15 protein-coding genes are annotated in these 20,734 nt (G+C 74.0%); 4 read left to right on the top strand and 11 right to left on the bottom strand.

The genetic code is table 11. The annotated features are described in order from the left end of the window. Positions 1-31 precede the first annotated feature (31 nt). The 4 genes from FB558_RS40120 (at position 32) to FB558_RS40135 (ending at position 3,792) form a co-directional block, all read left to right on the top strand. Positions 32-493 (top strand): hypothetical protein, encoded by a 462-nt coding sequence (locus FB558_RS40120; protein WP_142064033.1) that lies wholly within the window; start codon positions 32-34, stop codon positions 491-493. Positions 494-573: 80 nt separating this feature from the next. Then, a complete protein-coding gene (locus FB558_RS40125; RefSeq protein WP_170231784.1) occupies positions 574-3,234 on the top strand; it encodes a M48 family metalloprotease in 2,661 nt (886 codons plus the stop codon). A 49-nt stretch (positions 3,235-3,283) separates the two neighbouring features. Continuing rightward, positions 3,284-3,535, top strand: a complete 252-nt coding sequence (locus tag FB558_RS40130; protein WP_142064039.1) for a type II toxin-antitoxin system Phd/YefM family antitoxin — start codon at positions 3,284-3,286, stop codon at positions 3,533-3,535. After that, a complete protein-coding gene (locus FB558_RS40135; RefSeq protein WP_142064042.1) occupies positions 3,532-3,792 on the top strand; it encodes a Txe/YoeB family addiction module toxin in 261 nt (86 codons plus the stop codon). The genes FB558_RS40130 and FB558_RS40135 overlap by 4 nt, the downstream gene beginning before the upstream one ends. Positions 3,793-3,820: 28 nt before the next feature. Here FB558_RS40135 and FB558_RS40140 read toward each other — a convergent pair whose 3' ends face one another. The 11 genes from FB558_RS40140 to FB558_RS40185 all read right to left on the bottom strand — a co-directional run bounded on the left by FB558_RS40140 (position 3,821) and on the right by FB558_RS40185 (position 20,721). Then, complete coding sequence (locus FB558_RS40140) at positions 3,821-4,873, bottom strand: aldo/keto reductase (protein ID WP_142064044.1); 1,053 nt, start codon at positions 4,871-4,873, stop codon at positions 3,821-3,823. Positions 4,874-4,981: 108 nt separating this feature from the next. After that, positions 4,982-5,875 carry a LysR family transcriptional regulator gene (locus FB558_RS40145; protein WP_142064047.1) on the bottom strand — a complete coding sequence of 298 codons (894 nt, stop codon included), beginning with the start codon at positions 5,873-5,875 and terminating at the stop codon, positions 4,982-4,984. Positions 5,876-5,978: 103 nt separating this feature from the next. Then, positions 5,979-7,517: a class I adenylate-forming enzyme family protein gene (locus FB558_RS40150; protein WP_142064050.1), complete on the bottom strand. Its 1,539-nt coding sequence runs from the start codon at positions 7,515-7,517 to the stop codon at positions 5,979-5,981. A 5-nt stretch (positions 7,518-7,522) separates the two neighbouring features. Then, positions 7,523-8,509 (bottom strand): phosphotriesterase family protein, encoded by a 987-nt coding sequence (locus tag FB558_RS40155; RefSeq protein ID WP_142064053.1) that lies wholly within the window; start codon positions 8,507-8,509, stop codon positions 7,523-7,525. Positions 8,510-8,551: 42 nt separating this feature from the next. Further along, on the bottom strand, positions 8,552-10,615 hold the full coding sequence (locus FB558_RS40160; protein ID WP_142064056.1) for a molybdopterin oxidoreductase family protein: 2,064 nt from the start codon (positions 10,613-10,615) through the stop codon (positions 8,552-8,554). Beyond that, positions 10,612-11,988, bottom strand: a complete 1,377-nt coding sequence (locus FB558_RS40165; protein WP_142064059.1) for a nitrate/nitrite transporter — start codon at positions 11,986-11,988, stop codon at positions 10,612-10,614. The genes FB558_RS40160 and FB558_RS40165 overlap by 4 nt, the downstream gene beginning before the upstream one ends. Before the next feature lie 217 nt (positions 11,989-12,205). Further along, entirely contained in the window at positions 12,206-13,027 is an 822-nt protein-coding gene (locus FB558_RS40170) for a TIGR02569 family protein (protein ID WP_246107110.1), read from the bottom strand. A gap of 11 nt (positions 13,028-13,038) precedes the next feature. Then, positions 13,039-13,458 (bottom strand): hypothetical protein, encoded by a 420-nt coding sequence (locus FB558_RS45030; protein WP_246107111.1) that lies wholly within the window; start codon positions 13,456-13,458, stop codon positions 13,039-13,041. 1,138 nt (positions 13,459-14,596) lie between these two features. Then, complete coding sequence (locus tag FB558_RS43665) at positions 14,597-18,073, bottom strand: hypothetical protein (protein ID WP_170231786.1); 3,477 nt, start codon at positions 18,071-18,073, stop codon at positions 14,597-14,599. 405 nt (positions 18,074-18,478) lie between these two features. Next, positions 18,479-19,651 carry an adenylyltransferase/sulfurtransferase MoeZ gene (gene moeZ / locus FB558_RS40180; protein ID WP_170231787.1) on the bottom strand — a complete coding sequence of 391 codons (1,173 nt, stop codon included), beginning with the start codon at positions 19,649-19,651 and terminating at the stop codon, positions 18,479-18,481. A gap of 50 nt (positions 19,652-19,701) precedes the next feature. Continuing rightward, positions 19,702-20,721, bottom strand: a complete 1,020-nt coding sequence (locus FB558_RS40185) for an alpha/beta fold hydrolase (RefSeq protein ID WP_246107112.1) — start codon at positions 20,719-20,721, stop codon at positions 19,702-19,704. Positions 20,722-20,734 lie beyond the last annotated feature (13 nt).

Here is a 20,734-nt window from a genome sequence, read left to right on the forward strand (position 1 = left end):
GCGGGGTTCCGTTCCCGACCGGCAGATCGGTGTGCTGGTCCGTGCCGTGGTCGAACGGGCCGCGCCCGAGGAGATCCCGATGGTGGACGGGCTGAGCGAGATGGGCGACAGGGCCGCCGTCGAGCTGTTGTCGAAAGCGGGCCCGCGGGACGAGCGGCTCGGGTTCGGCTGGACGGACGTCGCGGTCCTCGTCACCCCCGTGCTGTACATCGCGCTCGACCAGGCCGTTCGGAAGCTGGTGGACGACTCGATCGACGGTGCGCGCCGCGGCGTGCTCCGTCGGCTCCGGTCGACGGTGCAGCGCCGGACCGACGGACCGGGCCTCCCGCAGCTGTCCGACGCCCAGATCGCGGAGATCCGCGACCAGGTGACGGTCCTCGCCGTGGAACGGGGGGTGCCGGGCGACAAGGTCGAGCGGGTCCGCGAGGCCGTCGTCGAGGTTCTCTCCGGTCGCGACGGGGAGGGTTCGGCCGGGCCGCCACCGACCGGCTGATGCCGCCACGCCTTCCCCCGTCGCCGCCCTCGCCCGTTCACGCACTCGGCTCGGGAACCGGGCTGCGTTTCGTCCTGCTGATGGTGCTGGTCGTCGCGAGCACCGTCGCGATGATGTCCGAGCACATCGTGCTGCGGCGCTTGCTCGGCGATCCGAACAACGACTCCGCGGGATGCAACCTCGCCGCCGGATACGACCCCGCCGGGGACTACTGGGGAAACGTCGCCGCCCTGGCCGGCAGGAATGCGGATGCGCTGGAGTCGTGCGTCCAACCGTTCCGGACGCCGTGGTGGGCGCCGTTCGTCGTGATCGCAGCGGTCTTCGCACTCGCGGCCGCGCTCTGCTGGATCATGCCGCTCTGGCGGGTCCGACGCCGCCGCCTGCGCCCGCTCGCCCCGTCCTCCGAGACGGGTGCCGCCGTTCACGACCTCGCCGCGCGGGTCGGCGTCCCGTCGGTCCACGTCGTCGCCGACTGGGCGTCCTCGTCGATCAACGCGGTCGCGTTCGGCCGTCCGGGTCGTACGTGGGTCTCGCTCCCGGGCGGTCTCCTCGTCACCAGGGCCACCCATCCCGACCGCTTCGTCGCGATCGTCCTGCACGAACTCGCGCACGTGCGCTACCGCGACGCGGGGATCACCTACGCGACGATCGCGCTCTGGCGGGTGTTCGCGCTGACGATGCTCGTCCCGTACCTGGCCTTCTACGCCGACCTGATCGTGACGGGCCAGTTCTTCCTGACCGACGACCCCCATCAGGTCTTCCTCGCGACGTCCGGTCCGGCCTACGCACGGTCGCTGGCGATGGGCCTGTTCACGGCGCTGCTCGTCTACCTGTCCCGGTCGGACATCCTCCGGACCCGCGAGCTCTACGCGGACCGGCGCGCGGTCGACTGGGGTGCCGCGCGCGCAGTGTGGGACGTGGAGGCGCCCAGGTCGGCCCGATCACGGCGCGCGCTGCACCCGATCGCCTCGGCGGCATCCGCCCTCCTCGCCACGCACCCGAGCTGGGCGCAGCGGGCGCGCGCGCTCGGGGACCCCCTCGTCCTCCTCCGGGTCCCGGCGCTGCCGACCTTCCTCACCGGCGCCGCCGCCGCGCTGATCGACAACCACCTGGAGCTGGTCCCGGGCTGGACGGGCCCGTCGCTCGGATGGGTCGGCGCGGCTCTCGCCGGGGCACTGATCGCCGGCACCACGTGCCTCACCCTGTGGCGGCGGACCGCACTCGCGATGACCGTCGGGCGGGAGACGCCCTCGGGGGCGGGCACCGGATTCTGGCTCGGCGCCGGGCTGATGACGGGGAGCGTCTTCGTCGGCATCGCGCCGCAGCGCGACATGTGGCTCGCCACGGCGCCGTGGCTGACGCTCCTGCTGGGGCTGCTGGCGTTCGTCGTGACCTGCTGGACCGCCCAATGCGCCCGCCTGCTGCTCGCGGCGGTACCCCCGAGGTGGGTACGGGTCCCCGCCGCCGCCGGCCTGCTCACCACCGCGGCCGTCCTCGCGTTCTGGCTGAACTGGTGGCGGGCGGGGCCGGACCTGTTCCGGCCGGAGGTGGCCTCCTACCTGGTCCAGCTCGGCATCCCCGACTTCGGGTCGTTGACCCCGATCGTGATCATGGCGGTGACCGCCGTGGGAACGCTCGGCCCCTTGCTGGTGTGGTCCACCGCGGCGCTCTGGCTCGTGCCGCTCGCCGCCTGGCTCAGCCCCGCTCCGGAGGTCTGGCTCGCCGCCCACAGCGGGCTGCCGCCACTGCGCCGCGTGCTCGGCGCCGGCGGGCTGGCAGCGCTCGTGTCCAGCGTCCTCGCCGGCGCCGTCGTCCTCGCCCCGATCGACCTCTCGGCCTCGGGCGTCCGGTTCGGCGGAGCGCTCCTGATCGCGCTCCTCGCGGGGCCGCTGGCGGTCGCGACGCTGTCCGCGGCGCTGGCCGGTGCCCGGGCCGGCATGCTCGTCGGCGCCGTCGTGGCGGGCGTGGGTGTGCTCGTCGGCAGCGTGGCGATCGCGCTCGCACTCACGGGCCTCGGCTGCGTGGCGTCGCTCGTCGGGCCCACCACGTGCAGCACGTTCGCGGCGCAGACGTGGCTCTTCGTCGGCTGGGTCGTCCTCCCGTTCCTCACCCCCGGGATCGTCGTGGCGGCGGCGCTGGCGCTCGTGGCCTCGAGCGCCGCCGGGCTGCTCCGCCGCGGCACGCCCGGGGCCAGGGGCGGCACCGCGCAGGCCCCGATGTCCGCCCGGCCGACCACGCCGCGGGTCCGACGGCTCGCCGTCGTCGCGGTCGCGGTCCCGGCCATCGGCCTGAGCACGTTGACGAGTACGGCGCCGATCTTCTCGACGGCCGGCCAGGTCGCGGTGGACCCGACCCAGCCGGTGACGGCCCCGGTCCCGGTCCCGGAGTCGCCGCGGGTCCGGGAAGCCCAGGTCGTCGCGTGGCTGCAGTACGGCGGGCAGGATCTGCGCACGACCCTGGTCACCGTGCAACGCGAGCTCGCCGCCGACACCGGCGCCGTCCGCGCCGGGTGCGTGCGCCTCGCCCGGTGGGCCGACGACGCGAAGGCGTACTTCACCGTTCCCGATCCCGGCCAGCAGCTCCGGTGGGAGCGGGCACAGTCGCTCGCGGGGACCGCGAGCGCGGACTGCCTGGCGGCCCTCACCACCCGGGACGGCGCCGCGCTCGAGGCCGCCCTCCGCCGCGCCGACGAGGCCGTCGGGCTCGCGCTCGCGGTCTTCGACCGGCTGGACGCCTGGTGACGCAGCTCGACGCGTGACGTACAGTTTTCTGTACGTCGAGGAGGCGCCGATGAAGACCATGAGCTACAGCGAGTCCCGTGCGCGTTACGCCGAAGTGCTCGACTCGGTGGTCGACGACCGCGAGGAGGTCGTGATCACGCGCGCCGGCCACGAACCCGTCGTCATCGTGTCGCTCGAGGACTACGAGTCGCTGAAGGAGACGGCCTACCTGCTGCGCAGCCCGGAGAACGCACGCCGGCTGCTGGCCTCGATCGAGAGCCTCGAGTCGGGCGAGGGCATCGCCCGGGACAAGGTCGAGTGACGCTCGTCTGGTCGGAAGCAGCCTGGGCGGACTACCTGTGGTGGCAGGCACAGGATCGCCGCGTCCTGCGCCGCATCAACACGCTGCTCGACGACATCACCCGCAACGGCAACGCGGGGATCGGGAAGCCCGAACCCTTGAAGCACGGCTTCCAGGGTTACTGGTCGCGCCGCGTCACCGACGAGCACCGGATCGTCTACAAGATCATCGAGGACGAGATCCGCATCGCCGCCTGCCGGTACCGCTACACCCGCTGACCGGCCGTCGCCCGATCGGGCAGGTGGCTCAGTGCATCGCGGACCGCCGGTCGTCGTCGATGAGGTCGAGCGTGTCGCCGTAGGCGAGGTGGCGGCCGACGAAGTCGTGCGGGAAGCCCGGCGGGGTGGCGCTCACCTTGTCGAGCCGTTCCAGCTCGTCGCCGGTGAGCTCGAGGTCGAGGGCGGCGAGACCACCGGAGAGCTGGGCCGCGGTGCGCGCACCGATGATCGGCACGATCGAGGCCCGGCGCTGCTGGGCGCGCACCCAGCCGATCGCGACCTGCACCGCGCTCACCTCCCGCTGGGCGGCGATCTCGGTGACCACGTCGGCGATGGCGAGGTTCCGCTCGGTCAGCACCTGGGCCCCGTAGCCCGCGTCGGTGTGGATGCGGGTGCCCTCGGGCCGCGGGCGGTCGGTGCCGTAGCGGCCGGTCAGCAGCCCGCCGCCGAGCGGCCCCCAGGTCGTGACCGTCAGGCCCAGCTCCCGCGCCATCGGCAGCAGGTCCCGCTCGCAGTCGCGCTCCACGAGGCTGTAGGGCACCTGCAGCCCGGCGAACCGGGTCCAGCCCCGCAGGTCGGCCAGGACGGTGGCCTGCGCGACCCGCCAGGCCGGGGTGTCCGAGACCCCGACGTAGCGCACCTTCCCGGCCCGCACGACGTCGTCGAGGGCGCGCATCACCTCCTCGACGGGGGTGAACTCGTCCCACTCGTGCAGCCAGTAGAGGTCGACGTGGTCGGTGCCGAGCCGGCGCAGGCTCGCCTCCAGCGCCCGCGTCATGCTCTTGCGGTGCATACCGCCCGCGTTCGGGTCGGACGGGTCGGTGCTGATCACGTACTTGGTGGCCAGCACCCACCGGTCCCGCTCGGCGCGGATGAGCTCGCCGAGGATCCGCTCGCTCTCCCCCTCCGTGTAGATGTTGGCCGTGTCCACGAAGTTGCCACCCGCCTCGGCGTAGGCGCCGACGATCCGGGCGCACTCCTGCTTCCCGGCCCCCCACCCCCACGCCTCGCCGAACGTCATGGTCCCGAGGCACACCTCCGAGACCCGCAGTCCGGTCCGCCCCAGCAGCTTGTACCGCATCGCCGTGCTCCCTCCGCCGTCGTGACCGGCGATTACACCGTTGCGCGACGACGGGGGCGGAACAACGACGGCCTCGACCACGCAGCGATCAGGCTGGGTGATGGATCGCTACGGCGCCGGCTCGAACGCCTCGCCGAGGACGTCGCGCGCGGCCCGGGCGAGCTCCTCGACCGCGGGCGTCTCGCGGCCCGTCGCCCAGATCAGCGCGCTGTCCAGCGGAGGCAGACCGCGCAGCGGGACCAGGACGACGTCCGGATGCCGGTAGAAGAGCTCGACCGACGCCACGGTGGGGTGCACGATCACCCCGCGGGCGATGAGGAGGATCGCCTCGGGCATCGAGCTCACCGGGTACCTCCACGGCACCGGGCGCCCGCTGGGGGTGTTCCGCGGGACGATCGGCTCGTGCACCGCGCCACCCCGCGCCACGGCGTGATCCCCGAGGTCCTCGACGCCTGCCCACCCGCGGCGGGCCAGCGGGTGCCCCGCCTGCACGGCGAGCACCCGTTCCTCGCGTGCGAGGACCGGGCCGACGGTGACGCCCGGAAGGCGGTGCGGGAGCCAGGTCGCCAGCACGTCCACCTCCCCGGTGCGCAGCCCGTCGGACCCGTCGGCCATGCCCCCCTCGCTGACGAGCAGGCGGCAGGCCGGGTGCCGCTCGGAGAACACCGTGCAGATCCGGGCGAAGGAGCGACCGGCCGCGGCGAGGCTCTGCACGCACACGCGGAGCTCGCCGTCGATCCCCGCCGTGGCGCCGCGGGCGTGCTCGAAGGCGCCGTCGATCTGGTCGTACGCCGCGCGCAGCTCGTCGCGCAGCTGCTCACCGAGCCGCGTGAGGGCGACCCGCCTGCTGGTCCGTTCGAACAGCAGGCCGCCCACGCGCCGCTCGAGGGCGCGGATCGTCTGGCTCACCCGTGCCTGCGACACGTGCAGCCGCTCGGCCGTGCGCCCGAAGTGCAGCTCCTCAGCGAGGGCGAGGAACACCTCGATGTCCCGCAGCTCCACGGCGGCCTCCCGGACGGCCCGGCACCGGCGCCGGGTGACGAGGCCGACGGTAGGCAGCCGCAGGTGCGGAAACGGTCAAATCACGCGCCGGCGGCAGCCGGGCTCAGCGGCCGCGCACCGGGCGGCCCCAGTCCGTGCCCTCCCGCAGCGGCCGCTTGAGGATCTTGCCGCCCGGGTTGCGCGGCAGTGGTTCGCCGCGCACGACGACGAACTGCGGGAGCTTGAAGTCGGCCAGCCGCCCCTGCAGGTGGCCCAGCACGCGCTCCGCGTCGAGGTCGGCACCCGGCGCCGGGACGACGACCGCTCCCACCTTCTCCCCCATCACCTCGTCGGGCACCCCGACGACCGCGGCCTCGACGACCCCCGGAACGGCGGCGAGGGCGTTCTCCACCTCCACGCAGTACACGTTCTCGCCACCCCGGTTGATCATGTCCTTGACCCGGTCGACGATGCGCACGAGGCCGTGGGCGTCGATGCGGGCCAGGTCGCCGCTGTGCAGCCAGCCGTCGACGAAGGTGGCGCGGGTGGCGTCGGGCTTGTTCCAGTAGCCGGCCACCACGTTGGGCCCCCGGATCAGCAGCTCACCGACCCCGCTCGCCGGGTCGAGCACGTCCAGCGACAGGTCCACGACGGGTGCCGCGAAGCCGACGGAGTCGGCGTGCTCGGCCGCCCACTCGTGGGGCAGGTAGGTGGCGATCGAGGAGGTCTCGGTGAGGCCGAACCCGTTGCCCACGCGGGCGTTCGGGAACCGGTCGGTGATCCGGTGCACCAGCGACGGCGCGATGGGTGCACCCCCGTAGGAGATCCGGGTGACCGCGCCGACGTCGAACTCGCCGAAGTCCGGTTGGGCCATCGCGAGGGCGTAGACCGCGGGGACGCTGGTGAGCACGTTGATCCGCTCGTCGACGACGGCGCGCAGGAACGCCCGCACGTCGAAGGCGGGCAGCACGACCGTGGTGCCGCCGATCGCGAGCTGCACGAGCAGCTGGCTGTTGCAGCCGGTGACGTGGAACAGCGGCACCGAGACGAGGTTGCGCAGGGTCGGCCCCTCGGCGCGGTCGGTCTCGGTGACCCGCAACGCCGTCTCCACGTTGGACAGGAAGTTCTCGTGCGAGGTCATCGCACCCTTGGGGAACCCCGTGGTCCCACTGGTGTAGAAGATCGCGGCGAGGTCCACGGGGGTGAGCGCGTCGTCGGCGTGCGGCGGCCCGTCCGGCAGCGGCTCGCCGGGGCGCAGCACGACGGCCGCGCCGGAGTCGGAGAGCACGTACTCGACCTCCGGCGGCGCGAAGCGGGTGTTCACCGGCACCGCGACGGCGCCGGCCAGCTGCGTGCCGAGGAAGCCGAGCACCCAGTCCACCCCGGCCGGGAGCAGGATGGCCACGCGGTCCCCGCGCCCCACCCCCGACGCGACGAGCCCACCCGCGACGCGGGCCGCCCGGTCCCACAGCTGCCGGTAGGTCAGCCGCTCCCCGCCGACCTCCACGAGCGCCTCGACGTCCGGGTACCGCTCCACGCTGCCGCGCACCATCGCCACCAGCGAGTCCGGCAGGGCCGCGTAGTGCGCCACCCCGGAGACGTCCCGCTCGATCCCCGAGGTGTCGAAGGGCGCGTCGCCGCGCGGACGGGGCTCGACGGCCATGCCGCTCACCCCTTCCGCGGCGTGAAGTACCGGCGCGGGTTGTCCACGAGCATCGTGGTGATCTGCTCGTCGGTGACGCCCTGCTCGCGCAGCGCGGGCAGCACGTCGCGGTGGATGTGCTCGTAGTGCCAGTTCGGCGCCGCCTGCTCCTTCGCCGCCTGCCCGGCCTCCCCGGAGAAGAAGTCGATGTAGCAGGAGGCGTCCTGGGAGAGCACGATCCGGTCCGCGTAGCCCTGCGCGCAGAGCGCGGCGATCGTGGCGACGCGGGCGTGCGTCGGGTTGAACATGTCCAGGCCGAACCGGTCGCAACCGATGGTCGCGCCCTGGTCCATGATCCACTTGAGGTGGTCGAGGTCGTTGGTGTCCCCGGCGTGCCCGATCACCACCGCGGTGAGGTCGACGCCTTCCTTCGCGTAGAGCTCCATGGCGAGCCGGCCGGTCTGGTGCGCGGCGTTGGTGTGCACGGTGATGGGCACGCCGGTCTCCCGGTGCGCCGCGCAGACGGCCTGCTGCACGCGCAGCTGGTCGGGGGTGAGCCCGCGTTCCTCCACCACGCACTTGAGGAACGCGGCCTTCACCCCGGTGTCACCGATCCCCTCGCGGATGTCGCGCACGAAGAACTCCGTGAGCAGCTCCGGGCCGCCGAGCAGCGTGCCCGGCCCCCGGTAGTGAAAGAAGTGCGGGATCTCGTCGAACGTGTACAGGCCGGTGGCCACGACGATGTTGAGGTCCACCTCGGCGTTGATCCGCTGCACGCGCGGGAGGTAGCGGCCCAGCCCGACGACGGTGGGGTCGACGATCGTGTCGACGCCGAGCGCGCGGAGCGACCGCAGCTTCCCGATCGCGTCGGCGACCCGCTCCTCCTCGTCCCACCACTCGTCGCCGTAGTTCTGCATGACGTCCGGGGTGAGCACGAAGACGTGCTCGTGCATCAGCGTCACGCCCAGCTCGGCGACGTCCACCGGCCCGCGCACCGTCTCGACCACAGCCATCGGCGGCTCCTCCTCGAGTTCGCCGACCGATCGTGTCGTGGGTCACGCCGATCCCGCAAGCGGCTCCAGCCGCACCGCGCACACCTTGAACTCCGGCATCCGGCTGATCGGGTCCAGCACGGGGTTCGTCACGAGGTTCGCGGCCTGCCCGGCACCGAAGTGGAACGGCAGGAAGACCGTGTCCGGGCGCAGGCTCGGCACGCACCGCACCCGCGCCTGCGCGGCGCCGCGGCGCGACACCACCCGCGCCCACTCGCCGTCGACCAGACCGGCGCGCGCCGCGGTGTCCGGGTGCACCTCGACGAACGACTCGGGCACCACCGCGGACAGCTCCGCCACCCGCCTGGTCTGCGCGCCCGACTGGTAGTGCACCAGCACCCGCCCGGTGGTCGCCCGCAGCGGGTGGGCGGCGTCGGGCAGCTCCGCCGAGGGCGTGTGGTCGACCGGGACCAGCCGCGCGCGCCCGTCGGCGTGGCCGAACCGCTCGGTGAACAGCCGCGGCGTGCCCGGGTGCGCCTCGTCCGGGCAGGGCCAGTGCAGCGCCTCGCCCGCGTCGAGGCGGGCGTAGGAGATGCCGGCGTAGTCGGCGGTCCCACCCGCGGACGCCGCCCGCAGCTCGTCGAACACCGCTTCGGGCTCCGCGGGGAAGCCGCCGACCCCGAGCCGCTCCGCCAGGCCGGAGACGACCTCCAGGTCGGTGCGCACCCCCGGCGGCGGGCGCAGCGCCCGGCGCCTGCGCAGCACCCGGCCCTCGAGGTTGGTCATCGTGCCCTCCTCCTCGGCCCACTGGGCCACCGGGAGGACGACGTCGGCGGCCATCGCCGTCTCGCCGGGCAGGACGTCGGCCACGACGAGCAGGTCCAGCGCCGCCAGCCGCTCCGCGACCGCGCCGGCGTGCGGCGCGGACACCAGCACGTTCGATCCGAACACCAGCAGCGCCTTCGGGCCGTCGGGGCGGCCGAGCGCGGCGAGCAGCTCGGTGGCGCTGCGCCCGGGTCCCGGCAGGTCGTCCGGGTCCACCCCCCAGACGCCGGCGACGTGCGCCCGGGCGGCCGGGTCGGTGATCGAGCGGTAGCCGGGCAGCTGGTCGGACTTCTGCCCGTGCTCGCGCCCACCCTGCCCGTTGCCCTGCCCGGTCACGGTGCCGAAGCCCGACCCGGGCCGCCCCGGCAGCCCCAGCGCGAGCGCGAGGTTGATCCACGCCGAGACGGTGTCGACGCCGTGGGCGTGCTGCTCGGCGCCGCGCGCGGTGAGCACGTAGCGCCGCCGCGCCCCGGCGAGCCACGCGACGACCGTGCGCATGTCGGCCGCGGGCACCCCGCACACCCGCTCCGCGCGCTCCGGCCACCACTGCGCGGCGAGCCGCCACGCCTCGTCGAAACCGGTGGTGCGCTCGTCGAGGTAGTCGGCGTCGAGCAGCCCGTCGACGACGGCCGCGTGCAGCAACCCCAGCGCGAGCACCAGGTCCGTGCCGGGCACCGGCTGCAGGTGCAGCCCGCCGGCCGCGACCGCGCGCTCGGCCGTCGGCGTCCGCCGCGGGTCGACGACGACCAGCCGCGCGCCGGTCAGGTGCCCCATCAGCGGCGGCATCGTCTCGGCGACGTTCGCGCCTGCCAGCAGCACGACCTCGGCGTCGTCGAGGTCGGTGACCGGGAACGGCATCCCGCGGTCGACGCCGAACGCCCGGTTGCCCGCCGCGGCGGCCGACGACATGCAGAAGCGGCCGTTGTAGTCGATCTGCGAGGTCCGCAGGCCCACCCGCGCGAACTTGCCGAGCAGGTAGGCCTTCTCGTTGGTCAGCCCGCCCGCGCCGAACACGGCCACCGCGTCCGGCCCGTGCTCGGCCTGCAGCGCGCGGATCCGGTCGGCGACGTGCCCGAGCGCCACGTCCCACCCGACCGGCGCCAGCGGATCGGACCGGGACGGGCGCAGCAGCGGCGTCGTCAGGCGCTCGGGGTGCCCGAGCAGCGCCCCGGACGTCCAGCCCTTCTGGCAGAGCCCGCCGCGGTTGGTCGGGAACTCGCGGCCGTCCACCGCGCCGGACCCGTCGACCCACTGCCCGCACTGCAGCGCGCAGTAGGGGCAGTGGGTCGCGGTCCGGGTCATACGCCGGCGAACGCGGCGCGCGGGTGCGCGGCCGGCGCGGGCCGCAGGTACACGACGTAGGTGACCACGACGCACACCGCGTAGAACGCGAGGAACGACCAGAACGCCGGGTCGCCGGAGCCGGCGGTGAGGAACGCCTGGCGGAACGCGAGGTTGATGAACAGCCCGCCCAGCGCGCCGACGGCCCCGGCGATGCCGATCACCGCGCCGGAGATGCGGCGGGCGCGCAGCAGCTGCTCCTGCTCGTCGGCGCCGCCGGCGATCGCGACCCTGGCCTGGCCGCGGAAGATCGCCGGGATCATCTTGTAGGTCGAGCCGTTGCCGAGCCCGGTGAGCGCGAACAGCACCACGAACCCGGTGGTGAACAGGGCGAGCGAGTCGACGGCCGACGCCGCGATCACCACGAGGGTGGCCACGCCCATCGCGAGGAAGTTCCAGAACGTCACCCGCGCCCCGCCGAAGCTGTCCGCGAGCTTCCCTCCGTAGGGCCGGATCAGCGAGCCGAGCAGCGGGCCGATGAACGTGACGGCCGCGGCCTCCAGCGGCGTGCGCCCGAACTGGTTCTGCAGCACCAGCCCGAACGCGAAGCTGTAGCCGATGAACGAGCCGAAGGTGCCGATGTAGAGGAAGGACATCACCCAGGTCTGGGGCTCGCGGACCGACTCGCGGAATGCGCCCGTGTCGTTGCGGACCGACGACAGGTTGTCCATCGTGATCGCGGCCAGCACGGCGGCCACCACGATCAGCGGGATGTAGACGCCGAGCAGGATCCGCGGAGCGCCCGTCCCGGCCGTCGCGATGATCAGCAGGCCGACCAGCTGGACCACCGGGACGCCGATGTTGCCCCCGCCCGCGTTCAGCCCGAGCGCCCAGCCCTTGCGGGCCTCCGGGAAGAACGCGTTGATGTTCGCCATCGACGAGGCGAAGTTGCCGCCGCCGACGCCGCCGACGGCCGCGACGAGCACGAACGTCGCGAACGACGTGCCCGGCTGCATCACGAACGCCGCGAGGATCGTCGGCACCAGCAGCATCAGCGCGCTGATGATCGTCCAGTTCCGGCCGCCGAAGCGCGCCACGGCGAACGTGTACGGCAGCCGCAGTACCGCCCCGACCAGCGTCGGGACCGAGACGAGGACGAACTTCCCGGCCGCGTCGATGCCGTACTCGGGCCCCATGAACAGCACGAGCACCGACCACATCGTCCAGATCGAGAACCCGATGTGCTCGCAGACGATGGAGAACCACAGGTTGCGGTTCGCGACGCGTCGGCCGGTGCGCTCCCAGAAGCCCTCGTCCTCGGGGTCCCAGTGGTCGATCCAGCGCCCGCGGAGCAGGGAGCGCGCGGGGGGTGCGTCTGGTGCCGTCGTCGTCACGCCGGTCCTCCTGGTTCGTCGGTCCGGGGCGACGCTAGGAGGGGCCCGTTACCGGGCTGTCGGTTCGATGTGACGGGGACGAAAAGTGGGCCTCACCGCCGCGGCCCCCGAGGGGTGAGCCCGCGGCGTGATCAGCGGTTCGATGCGCACCAGCCGACGAACGGCACTCTCGTCGGCTAGGTACCGACGAGAGTGCCGTTCGTCATGCGAATTCCGCTTACAGGAGCGGGCCGATCGCGCCCGCCGCCCGCTGCAGCCCGGCCAGGGTCTGCGGCGAGGCCTGCGGGTGCTGGGCGTGCAGGGCGACGCGGTGCAGCAGCGCGCGAAGGAGCACCTGCGGCCACTCCTCGAGGTGCGTCCACCGGTGCGGCAGCGCCTCGTCGGCCCCACCCCACGCCACGGCGTCGACGACGACCACGGCCGCGGCCCACTGCGCAGGCCGCCAGCACGGCACGAGGTCGATCAGGGCCGGGACGCCGTGCTCGTCGAACAGGACCGCCCCGAACAGCTCCGGGTGCACCAGCTGCGGGACGAGCTGGATCGGCTTGCGGAACTCGGCGAGCTGCGCGTAGAGCTCCCCGCCGGTGGCCGGGTCGAGAGCGAGGCGCCGCTCGCCGAAGGCCCCGGCAGCGGAGCGGGTGATCAGGTCGTCGCGGTCGTCGAGGAGCCGCGGTCGCGAGACCGACGCGGTGGCCGCGTGCAGCCGCACGGACGCCTCGACCACCTCGTCGTAGCGGGGCTCCACGTAGCCGGGGATGAACCGGCAGGCCGCCCACCCGCCGACGACCCAGCGCCCGTCCGAGGAACGCAACGGGCGCGCGATGTGCACCCCGTCGACCTCGAGGCCGTCGAGCACGGCGGCGGACCACGCGGCGACGACGTTGTCCGGCACCGGGCGGACGAGGACGTCGCCGCAGTGCCAGGCGCGCCGCCCGGCCCACACGACCGGGCGGGGTTCGGCGTCGTTCACCCCGAACGCGGTGCGGACGTGCGCGGGCAAGGTGGCCCCGGCGGACGGCAGAACGGGCGCAGCGGTCACGGAACCGCACGCTACCTGCGCGCGGGCGGTCTTCCGGGCAGCGACGCGGGGCGCGTCGCGGCACCGCGCGATCGTGCGGTGCACCACCACATGATCACGCGCAGTCGCGATTCCGGCTGCTCCGCGGCCTGCAGGCCGCCCTCGCGGCGCCCGACCGGACACCGTCGCGCCGGATCGTGCCGGGAACGGCCACCGTTCGCAGTCGCCACCGGCTCCGCGAACCACGAGCGGCGGCCGACGCCTGCGTCCGGGTCGCCCCGATCCCGCCGGCCGCGCCTCTCGTCGACCCGCCGACGCACGAACGCCTCGCCGTTGTCGTGGTCCGGGAGGTGCCATGCGGAGCCGTGCAGCCAGAACGAGCGGGCGAGGGCGGCGGGAACGTCGGCACCGCGACCGGCGAGCCGGGCGGCCGGGAGGTGCGGCTGCGCCACACCGCGCTCGACGTAGGGCGAGGCGGAGCCGTGTTCCCCCGCCGGACGCCGGGCCGGTGATCGATCCCGGCCGCACGTGAGAGCGGTATCCGCCACCATCCTGTACTGCTCACGGCGATCAAGGCGGGTTGATCGATCCGAGAGGTACGCCGGCGCGACGGCCGGGACAGTCGTGTACGTGTCGGACCGATCACAGGGCGGCTGGCAGCCCGCTCGCTGATGCGGTGGCCACGAAGGTCCACCGGGTCGTGCCGCGGCCGCTCCGCGAACCGGTTCGCCGGCCCACACACCCCGTCGACGGGGTGCCTGCGCCGAATCCGGGTGCGTCGAGGGTGCGTCGGCACGCGGCCCGCTCCTCCCCGGGGGTCCCCGACCGGTAGGGCGTTGCGTGGGCGCGCCGTTCCCGGCTCGGGACCAGTTGCCCCACCCCACGTCCAGCCGTCACTCGCAGTCCGCCCGGCGCCGCATCCGTCCCCGGTGTCGAGGGTGGCCCGGTTGGCAGAACTACCGAGTGACGTGGTCACTCCGGCGGCCGTCCCCGACCGGGCCCCGGCCGGTCCACGACGAGACCGTCCCAGCCGCGTGCCACTCATCCGGCTGGGTGCCGTTCCCCAACCCCTCCGAAGCGCCCTTGATCAGGGAACCAGGGACCTCAGCCGCACCCACGCGGCGCATGTCCCGTTTCCGCCGATCAAGAGCGCCTGGACGACCGCGGATAGGTCCGATGATCACCAGCACGAGGTGGAACGGGACCACCGCCAGGTGCGCACCCACCCAGCAGCAACGATCTCGTCCAGAACAGGCCTGGGCCACGTCGGGAACGGCCGCCACCCAGCCACGACATTCGGCAGTTGCACCAACCCGGCCACCTCGGCGACCGTCGGGGCCGGACGAATCCGAGGGACTGCGTTGAAGACCCGGGCCAGGGCCGGGGGGCAGTGGCCTCGAGCCGGGAACGGCGCGCCCACAGGAGGTTTGCATGATCATATCGACACCATGTGCCGGGAGCGGGCCCGCAGTGCGCTGATCACGCGCTGACGATTGCTCCGTCCCTTCGGGTGTGGGGGTCGCACCTCGGCGTGGGCTGCGGAGGCCGTGGGATGCCGCTCGCACCGGTCACACGGCGACCGCTGGCGTGCTAGTCGTCGTCCGAGTCGGAGTCCCCGCCGTCGTCCGAGTCCCCGCCGTCGTCCGAGTCCCCGCCGTCGTCCGAATCCCCGCCATCGTCGGAGTCCCCGCCATCGTCGGAGTCCCCACCGTCGTCGGAGTCCCCACCGTCGTCGGAGTCCCCACCGTCGTCGGAGTCCCCACCGTCGTCGGAATCCCCGCCATCGTCGGAATCCCCGCCATCGTCCGAGTCCCCGCCATCGTCGGAATCCCCGCCATCGTCGGAGTCACCGTCATCGGCATCGCCGTCGGAGTCGCCCTTCGCGCGGTCGTCCGAGGAGCGGTCGGAGGACGCCTCGTCGGAGTCTTCGTCGGAGCTGTCCCCGGAGTCGTCGCCATCGGAGCCCCGCTCGCTGTCGGAGCCCCGCTCACCATCCGAGCCCTCGTCGTCCTCGGTGTCCCTGCTGTCGGCCTCCCCGCTGTCGGAGTCGCTCCTCCCGGTGTCGTCGCCGTCGTCGGCAGAGTCCCGCTCCTCGGCAGAGTCCCGCTCCTCCGCAGAATCCCGCTCCTCCGCAGAATCCCGCTCCTCCGCAGAATCCCGCTCCTCCGCAGAATCCCGCTCCTCCGCAGAATCCCGCTCCTCCGCAGAATCCCGCTCCTCCGCAGAATCCCGCTCCTCCGCAGAATCCCGCTCCTCCGCAGAATCCCGCTCCTCCTTGGAGTCGCGGCTGCCGTCCGACTTCGCGTCGTCGTCCGCTTCCCGGTCGCCGTCGGAGTCGCGCTCGGCGTCGGAGTCCCGGCCGGAGTCCGAGGAGCCGTCATCGGAGCGGTCGAGCGCCTCCCAGACGGCCGCCTCCACCGCGTCGTCGTCCCACGACCAGTCACCACCGTCGTCGGCCGACTCGTCATCGGTCGACTCGGCGTCCTCGGAACGGTCGTCGGAGTCCCGGTCCCCGTCGGAGGATTCCTTCCCGTCGCCGGAGTCCCCGCCCTCTTCCGCGGCGGCCCGCAGCAGGGAACCGATGCCCCACCCGTCGTCGCCGTCGAGCGCGTCGAGGACCGACCGTGCCGCGTCCTCGTCGGAGTCGCGCGAGTCCGAGCGATCGCCGTCGGACGCGTCGTCGCGACCGGGGCCGCGCTCACCCGCGTCGTCACGATCACGGCTGCGGGCATCGTCGTCACGGTCGGCGCTCCGCGCGTCCTCCCGCTCCGTCGCGCTGTCGCTCCCGTCCCCGGACGCGCTCTCGTCCTTGCGGTCGTCCGTGCCGCCGCCGTCGTCGGAGTCGCGGTCGGCGTCACCACCGGTGGGGTCACGATCGGAGTCGCGGTCGCCGGACAGCACGCCGTCGACGACCTCGGTCACCCCGGTGAGCACCCCGCCCGATCCCGACGAGGAGGCCCCACCGCGGTCGTCCCGGTCGTCCCCGGGGCCGGAGTCGTCGTCGGAGTCACGGCCCGAGTCGTCATCGGAACTGCGGTCGTCGCCGCCCCTGTCGTCGCCGCCCCTCTCGTCGCCGGCCCTGTCGTCGCCGCCCCCGTCGTCGCCGCCCCTGTCGTCACGGCCACCGCGTCCGTCCCGGTCGTCGCCGTCGTCGTCGCCGTCGCGGGCCCCGGCGTCCTCCCGACCGCCGCCGAGCAGGCCGCCGACCGCGTCGATCACGCCACCGACGGGCCCGTCGGCTCCGCCACCAGCCTCGGAGCCGGGGCCGCCCTCGGCGCCGCCACGGCCGTCGGAGTCGGCACGGCCACCGGCGTCCGCAGGACCGCCGCCGTCTCGCTCCTCCTGCCCGCGCCCTGCGGCCTCCCGGTCCTCCTCGCCCTCGTTCCGGCCGGGGCCGGCACCGCCCTCGTCACTGTCCCGGCCGCCGCCGAGCGCAGCGCCCAGCCCGTCACCGAGCCCGTCGACGACGTCGCCGATCGGCCCGCCCGGCCCGTCGCGCCCGGCGTCGGCGCCACCGGCGTCGGGTCGATCAGCCCCGGGTCCCCGGTCCGGCGCCCCGCCCTGCTGGTCGTCCCCGGACGGTCCGGCGGCCTCGCCTGCGTCCTCACCGGGCTCGGAGCCCGGCGCGCCGCGCGCGTCGCCATCCGCATCGCCGTCCGCTTCGCCATCCGTGTCGCCGTCCGCATCGCCGTCCGCGGGCCCCGCGCCCCCGCCCCGCAGGGCCTCGTCGATCGGGCCGAGGACGTCGCCGAGCGGGCCGTCGCCGCGTTGCGGCTCGGGATCGCCGCCGTCGGCGAGCACCGACGGACCGTCCGGCTCGTCGCCGTCGGCGCGCGGGTCGGGCTCGTCGCGGTGCTCCGCGGCCTCCTCGCCGGGGCCACGGGGGTCCGGCGGCGCGCCGTTCGACGTGTCCTGCCGCTCCTGGTCCTCCGCCTGCTCGTCGCGCGCGAGGACGTCAGGCAGGTCGGGCGGGCCGCCGTGCTCCTCGTCGTCGGAACCGTCACGATCCGACTCGTCCCGGTCCGACTCGTCCCGGTCCGACTCGTCCCGGTCCGACTCGCCGCCCTCGGGGCGGGACTCCTCCCCGCCCGAGTCCTCGTCGCCCTCGGAACCGTCGCCCTCGGAACCGTCGCCGTCCGAACCGTCGCCGTCGGAACCGTCGCCGTCCGAACCCCCGCGCTCGACGACCTCGAGGACGCGCTCGCGGACCTCGGCGGTCTCCTCACCGTCGTCGGGCAGCGGCGTCCGCACCGCGTTCTCGACGCCGCGCTCCAGGTTCTCCAGCTCGGTGCGCCGCGCCTCGCGCTGGCGCAGTCGCAGGTCGCGCTGCTCGTCGAGCGCGGCGATCTCGGCAGCCTGCTGGGGGGAGCTGGGCGGCTCGACGGGGACGGCGTCGAGCGCCTCCTCGACGGCGCGCAGGTGCCGTTCGGTGACCTGCAGGTCGGCCCGGACGCGATCGAGGGAGCGGTAGGTGTCGAGCTGGGACTGCAGCGTGGCCTTGCGCCGTTCGAGCAGCGCCTTGCGGGCGTGCAGGTCCTCGACCGCGGGCGGCACCTCGGCCCGGCGTTCCTCGGGCAGGCTGGACCAGGCCTGCTCGGTCTGGGCGATCGTGTCGAGCTGCCGGTTGAGCGAGGTCAGCGTCACCTGGGCGTGGGCGACCCACTCCTGCTCGGCGTCCACCCCCGGGGCGGCCTGGGCGGGCACGGTCGGGGGCACCGGTGCGGACGCGGTGACGGCGTACCCACCGGCGAAGATGCCGGCCGCGCTCAGCACCGCGATCGTGCGCCTGCGACGGCGCGCATCGCCCGCGGTGCGCCGCTGCCCGAGCCGCGCCTGCGACTGCGCGTCCGCCCGGAGCGCCTGCAGGCGGGCCCGCTGGAGCCGGGCGCCGTGGGGCACGGACGGCTCCCACGGCTCGTCGGTGGGCTCCAGGAGCCACGGGAGGGTGGCGGCGAGCCGGGCGTCCTGGTCGGCCTGTGCCGCCGCCCGGCGGGCCTGGCGGGCGGCGGAGCGGTGCGCCGCTGTGCAGTACCGGCGCGGCGGCCTGCCCGGCACGTCGCGGATCACTTCCCCGCACCCGGGCAAGGCGCAGCGTCTCGCGTCGTCGTCCACCAAAGCGACCCCCATCGCCGGGTGACGGAAGGCATGCCGGGTCCCGGCGACGCTCCGTCCGGCCACCGTGGTGTGCGCTCGCGCGCACCCCGACACCGCGGGTGCCAGTCCGTCTTGATCTTTCCGGGATCGGAACGCTACCGGCCACTCGACCGGGTGTCACTGCTCCGTTCGATCATCATCACGGAGCGTGAAAAGTGACGCTGTGTCATCGGCGCAACCTCCGATTGGGCCATCCGTGAGAGCGCTCCCACGCCCGCCCGATCCGTTCTTGCAGATGTACGAGCAGACGCCCGGAACGAACGACGGCGCCCCTTCCGGTGGTGAGCCGGAAGGGGCGCCGTGTCGGGGAGGTGGGTGTCAGTACACCGGCTGGGACGGGTCGACCTGCTTGACCCACGCCAGGACGCCGCCACCGACGTGCACGGCGTCCTTGAGGCCCGCCTTGTGCAGCGCCGCGAGCGCCTCGGCCGAGCGCGCGCCGGACTTGCAGTGCAGCACGACGGGCTTGTCCTGCGGGATCTCCGAGAGCGCCTCGCCGGAGAGGATCCGGTCCTTCGGGATCAGCGTCGCACCCGGGATGCTGACGATCTCGTACTCGTTCTGCTCACGGACGTCGATCAGCGCGAAGTCCTTGCCCGCGTCGATCATCTCCTTGAGCTCGAGCGCCGTGATCGTGCTGCCCGCGGCGGCGCTCTGCGCGTCCTCGGACACCACGCCGCAGAACGCGTCGTAGTCGATGAGCTCGGTGACCTTCGGCGTGTTCGGGTCCTTGCGGATCTTGATGGTGCGGTAGCTCGTCTCCAGGGCGTCGTAGACCATCAGCCGGCCCAGGAGCGGCTCCCCGATGCCGGTGATCAGCTTGATGGCCTCGTTCACCATGATCGAGCCGATCGACGCGCAGAGCACGCCGAGCACCCCGCCCTCGGCGCACGAGGGCACCATCCCGGGCGGCGGCGGCTCCGGGTAGAGGTCGCGGTAGTTCAGGCCCAGCCCGTTCGGGGCGTCCTCCCAGAACACCGACGCCTGGCCCTCGAAGCGGAAGATCGAGCCCCACACGTAGGGCTTGCCCAGGAGGACGGCCGCGTCGTTCACCAGGTAGCGGGTGGCGAAGTTGTCGGTGCCGTCGAGGATGAGGTCGTAGTCGCGGAAGACGTCGAGCACGTTCGACGAGTCCAGCCGCGTCTCGTGCAGCCGCACCTCGACGAACGGGTTGATCTCCTTGATGGAGTCGCGCGCCGACTCGCCCTTGGGGCGGCCCACGTCGGACTGCCCGTGGATGACCTGTCGTTGCAGGTTGGACTCGTCGACGGTGTCGAACTCGACGATGCCGAGCGTGCCGACGCCCGCGGCGGCCAGGTAGAGCAGCGCGGGGCTGCCGAGCCCGCCCGCGCCCACCACGAGGACCTTCGCGTTCTTCAGCCGCTTCTGCCCCGCCATGCCGACGTCCGGGATGATGAGGTGGCGGCTGTAGCGCTCGACCTCCTCCTTCGACAGCTCGGCGGCCGGCTCCACGAGCGGCGGTAGCGCCATGATCAAGCTCCTCGCATCGACGTACGGTCTCCCTCGCGGCAACGTCGCCGTCATCCGGGTTCTTCCCAGGTCCCCGCATCCACCGCATCCCACATGCCGGCGACGGCGCGCGCCACCGGGTCGGGCGCCTCGATCTGCGCGACGTGCCCCACACCGGGCAGCACCAGCAGCCGCGATCGCGGGACCGCCGCGGCAGTGCGGTGCGCGAGCCGCGGCGCCACGAGCCGGTCGCGCTCGCCCCACACGACCAGCGTGGGGGCCTGCACGCGCGACGCCACCGACCACAGCGACTCCCCGCGCAGCCAGCCCGCGACCATCGCCTTGCCGGTCCGCTCGGCCGCCTCGCGGGCCCAGGCCAGCCGCTCGCGGGCGGCGAACTCCGCGGCCGCCTCGGCCAGCCGGTGCTCCGAGGCGATGCCCGGGTCGCCGAAGCACAGCCGCACCACCTGCTCGGCACGGGCACGCGGGTCGGCCGCGGCCAGCGCGGCACGGGCGCGGCGCCCGATCACGGGCAGCAGGGAGAGCAGCAACCTCGGGTCGGAGACGCGGCGCGGGTCGGGTCGCAGGTCGGGCATCGCCGGGGAGACGAGGGTGAGCGTGCGCACGAGCTCCGGACGCCGCGCGGCCACGCTGAGCGCGACCGCTCCCCCGAAGGAGTTGCCCAGCAGGTGAACCGGCCGCCCGCGGCCGGCGAGGAAGCACAGCAACGCGTCGGCGTGCCCGGCGGGCGAGTAGTCGCGGGACGCGAGCGGGCGCGAGAGCCCGAAACCGGGCAGGTCCACCGCGGTGCCGGCGGCGCGGGTGGCGAGCAGCGCGGCGAGGTCGGTCCAGTTCGTGGCCGAGCCGGACAGCCCGTGGACGTAGACGGCCGGGGTGTCCTGCGGCCCCGGCGTCTCCCGCACGTGCAGGGTGACGCCGCCGGAGACCACCTCGGCGCCCGGCCACGGGCCCCGGTGCGGGTCGCGGGGTGGCAGCGTCGCCGGGTCGGCGAGCAGCGGTCCGGGTGCCGGCCGGGGCGGGCGCGCGCGCGGCAGGAACGGCACGGGGACGAACGAGGCCGTGGTGCTCACCCCTCGAGGATGG

This window comes from Pseudonocardia kunmingensis (assembly GCF_006716445.1).
Taxonomy (GTDB): Bacteria; Actinomycetota; Actinomycetes; order Mycobacteriales; family Pseudonocardiaceae; genus Pseudonocardia; species Pseudonocardia kunmingensis.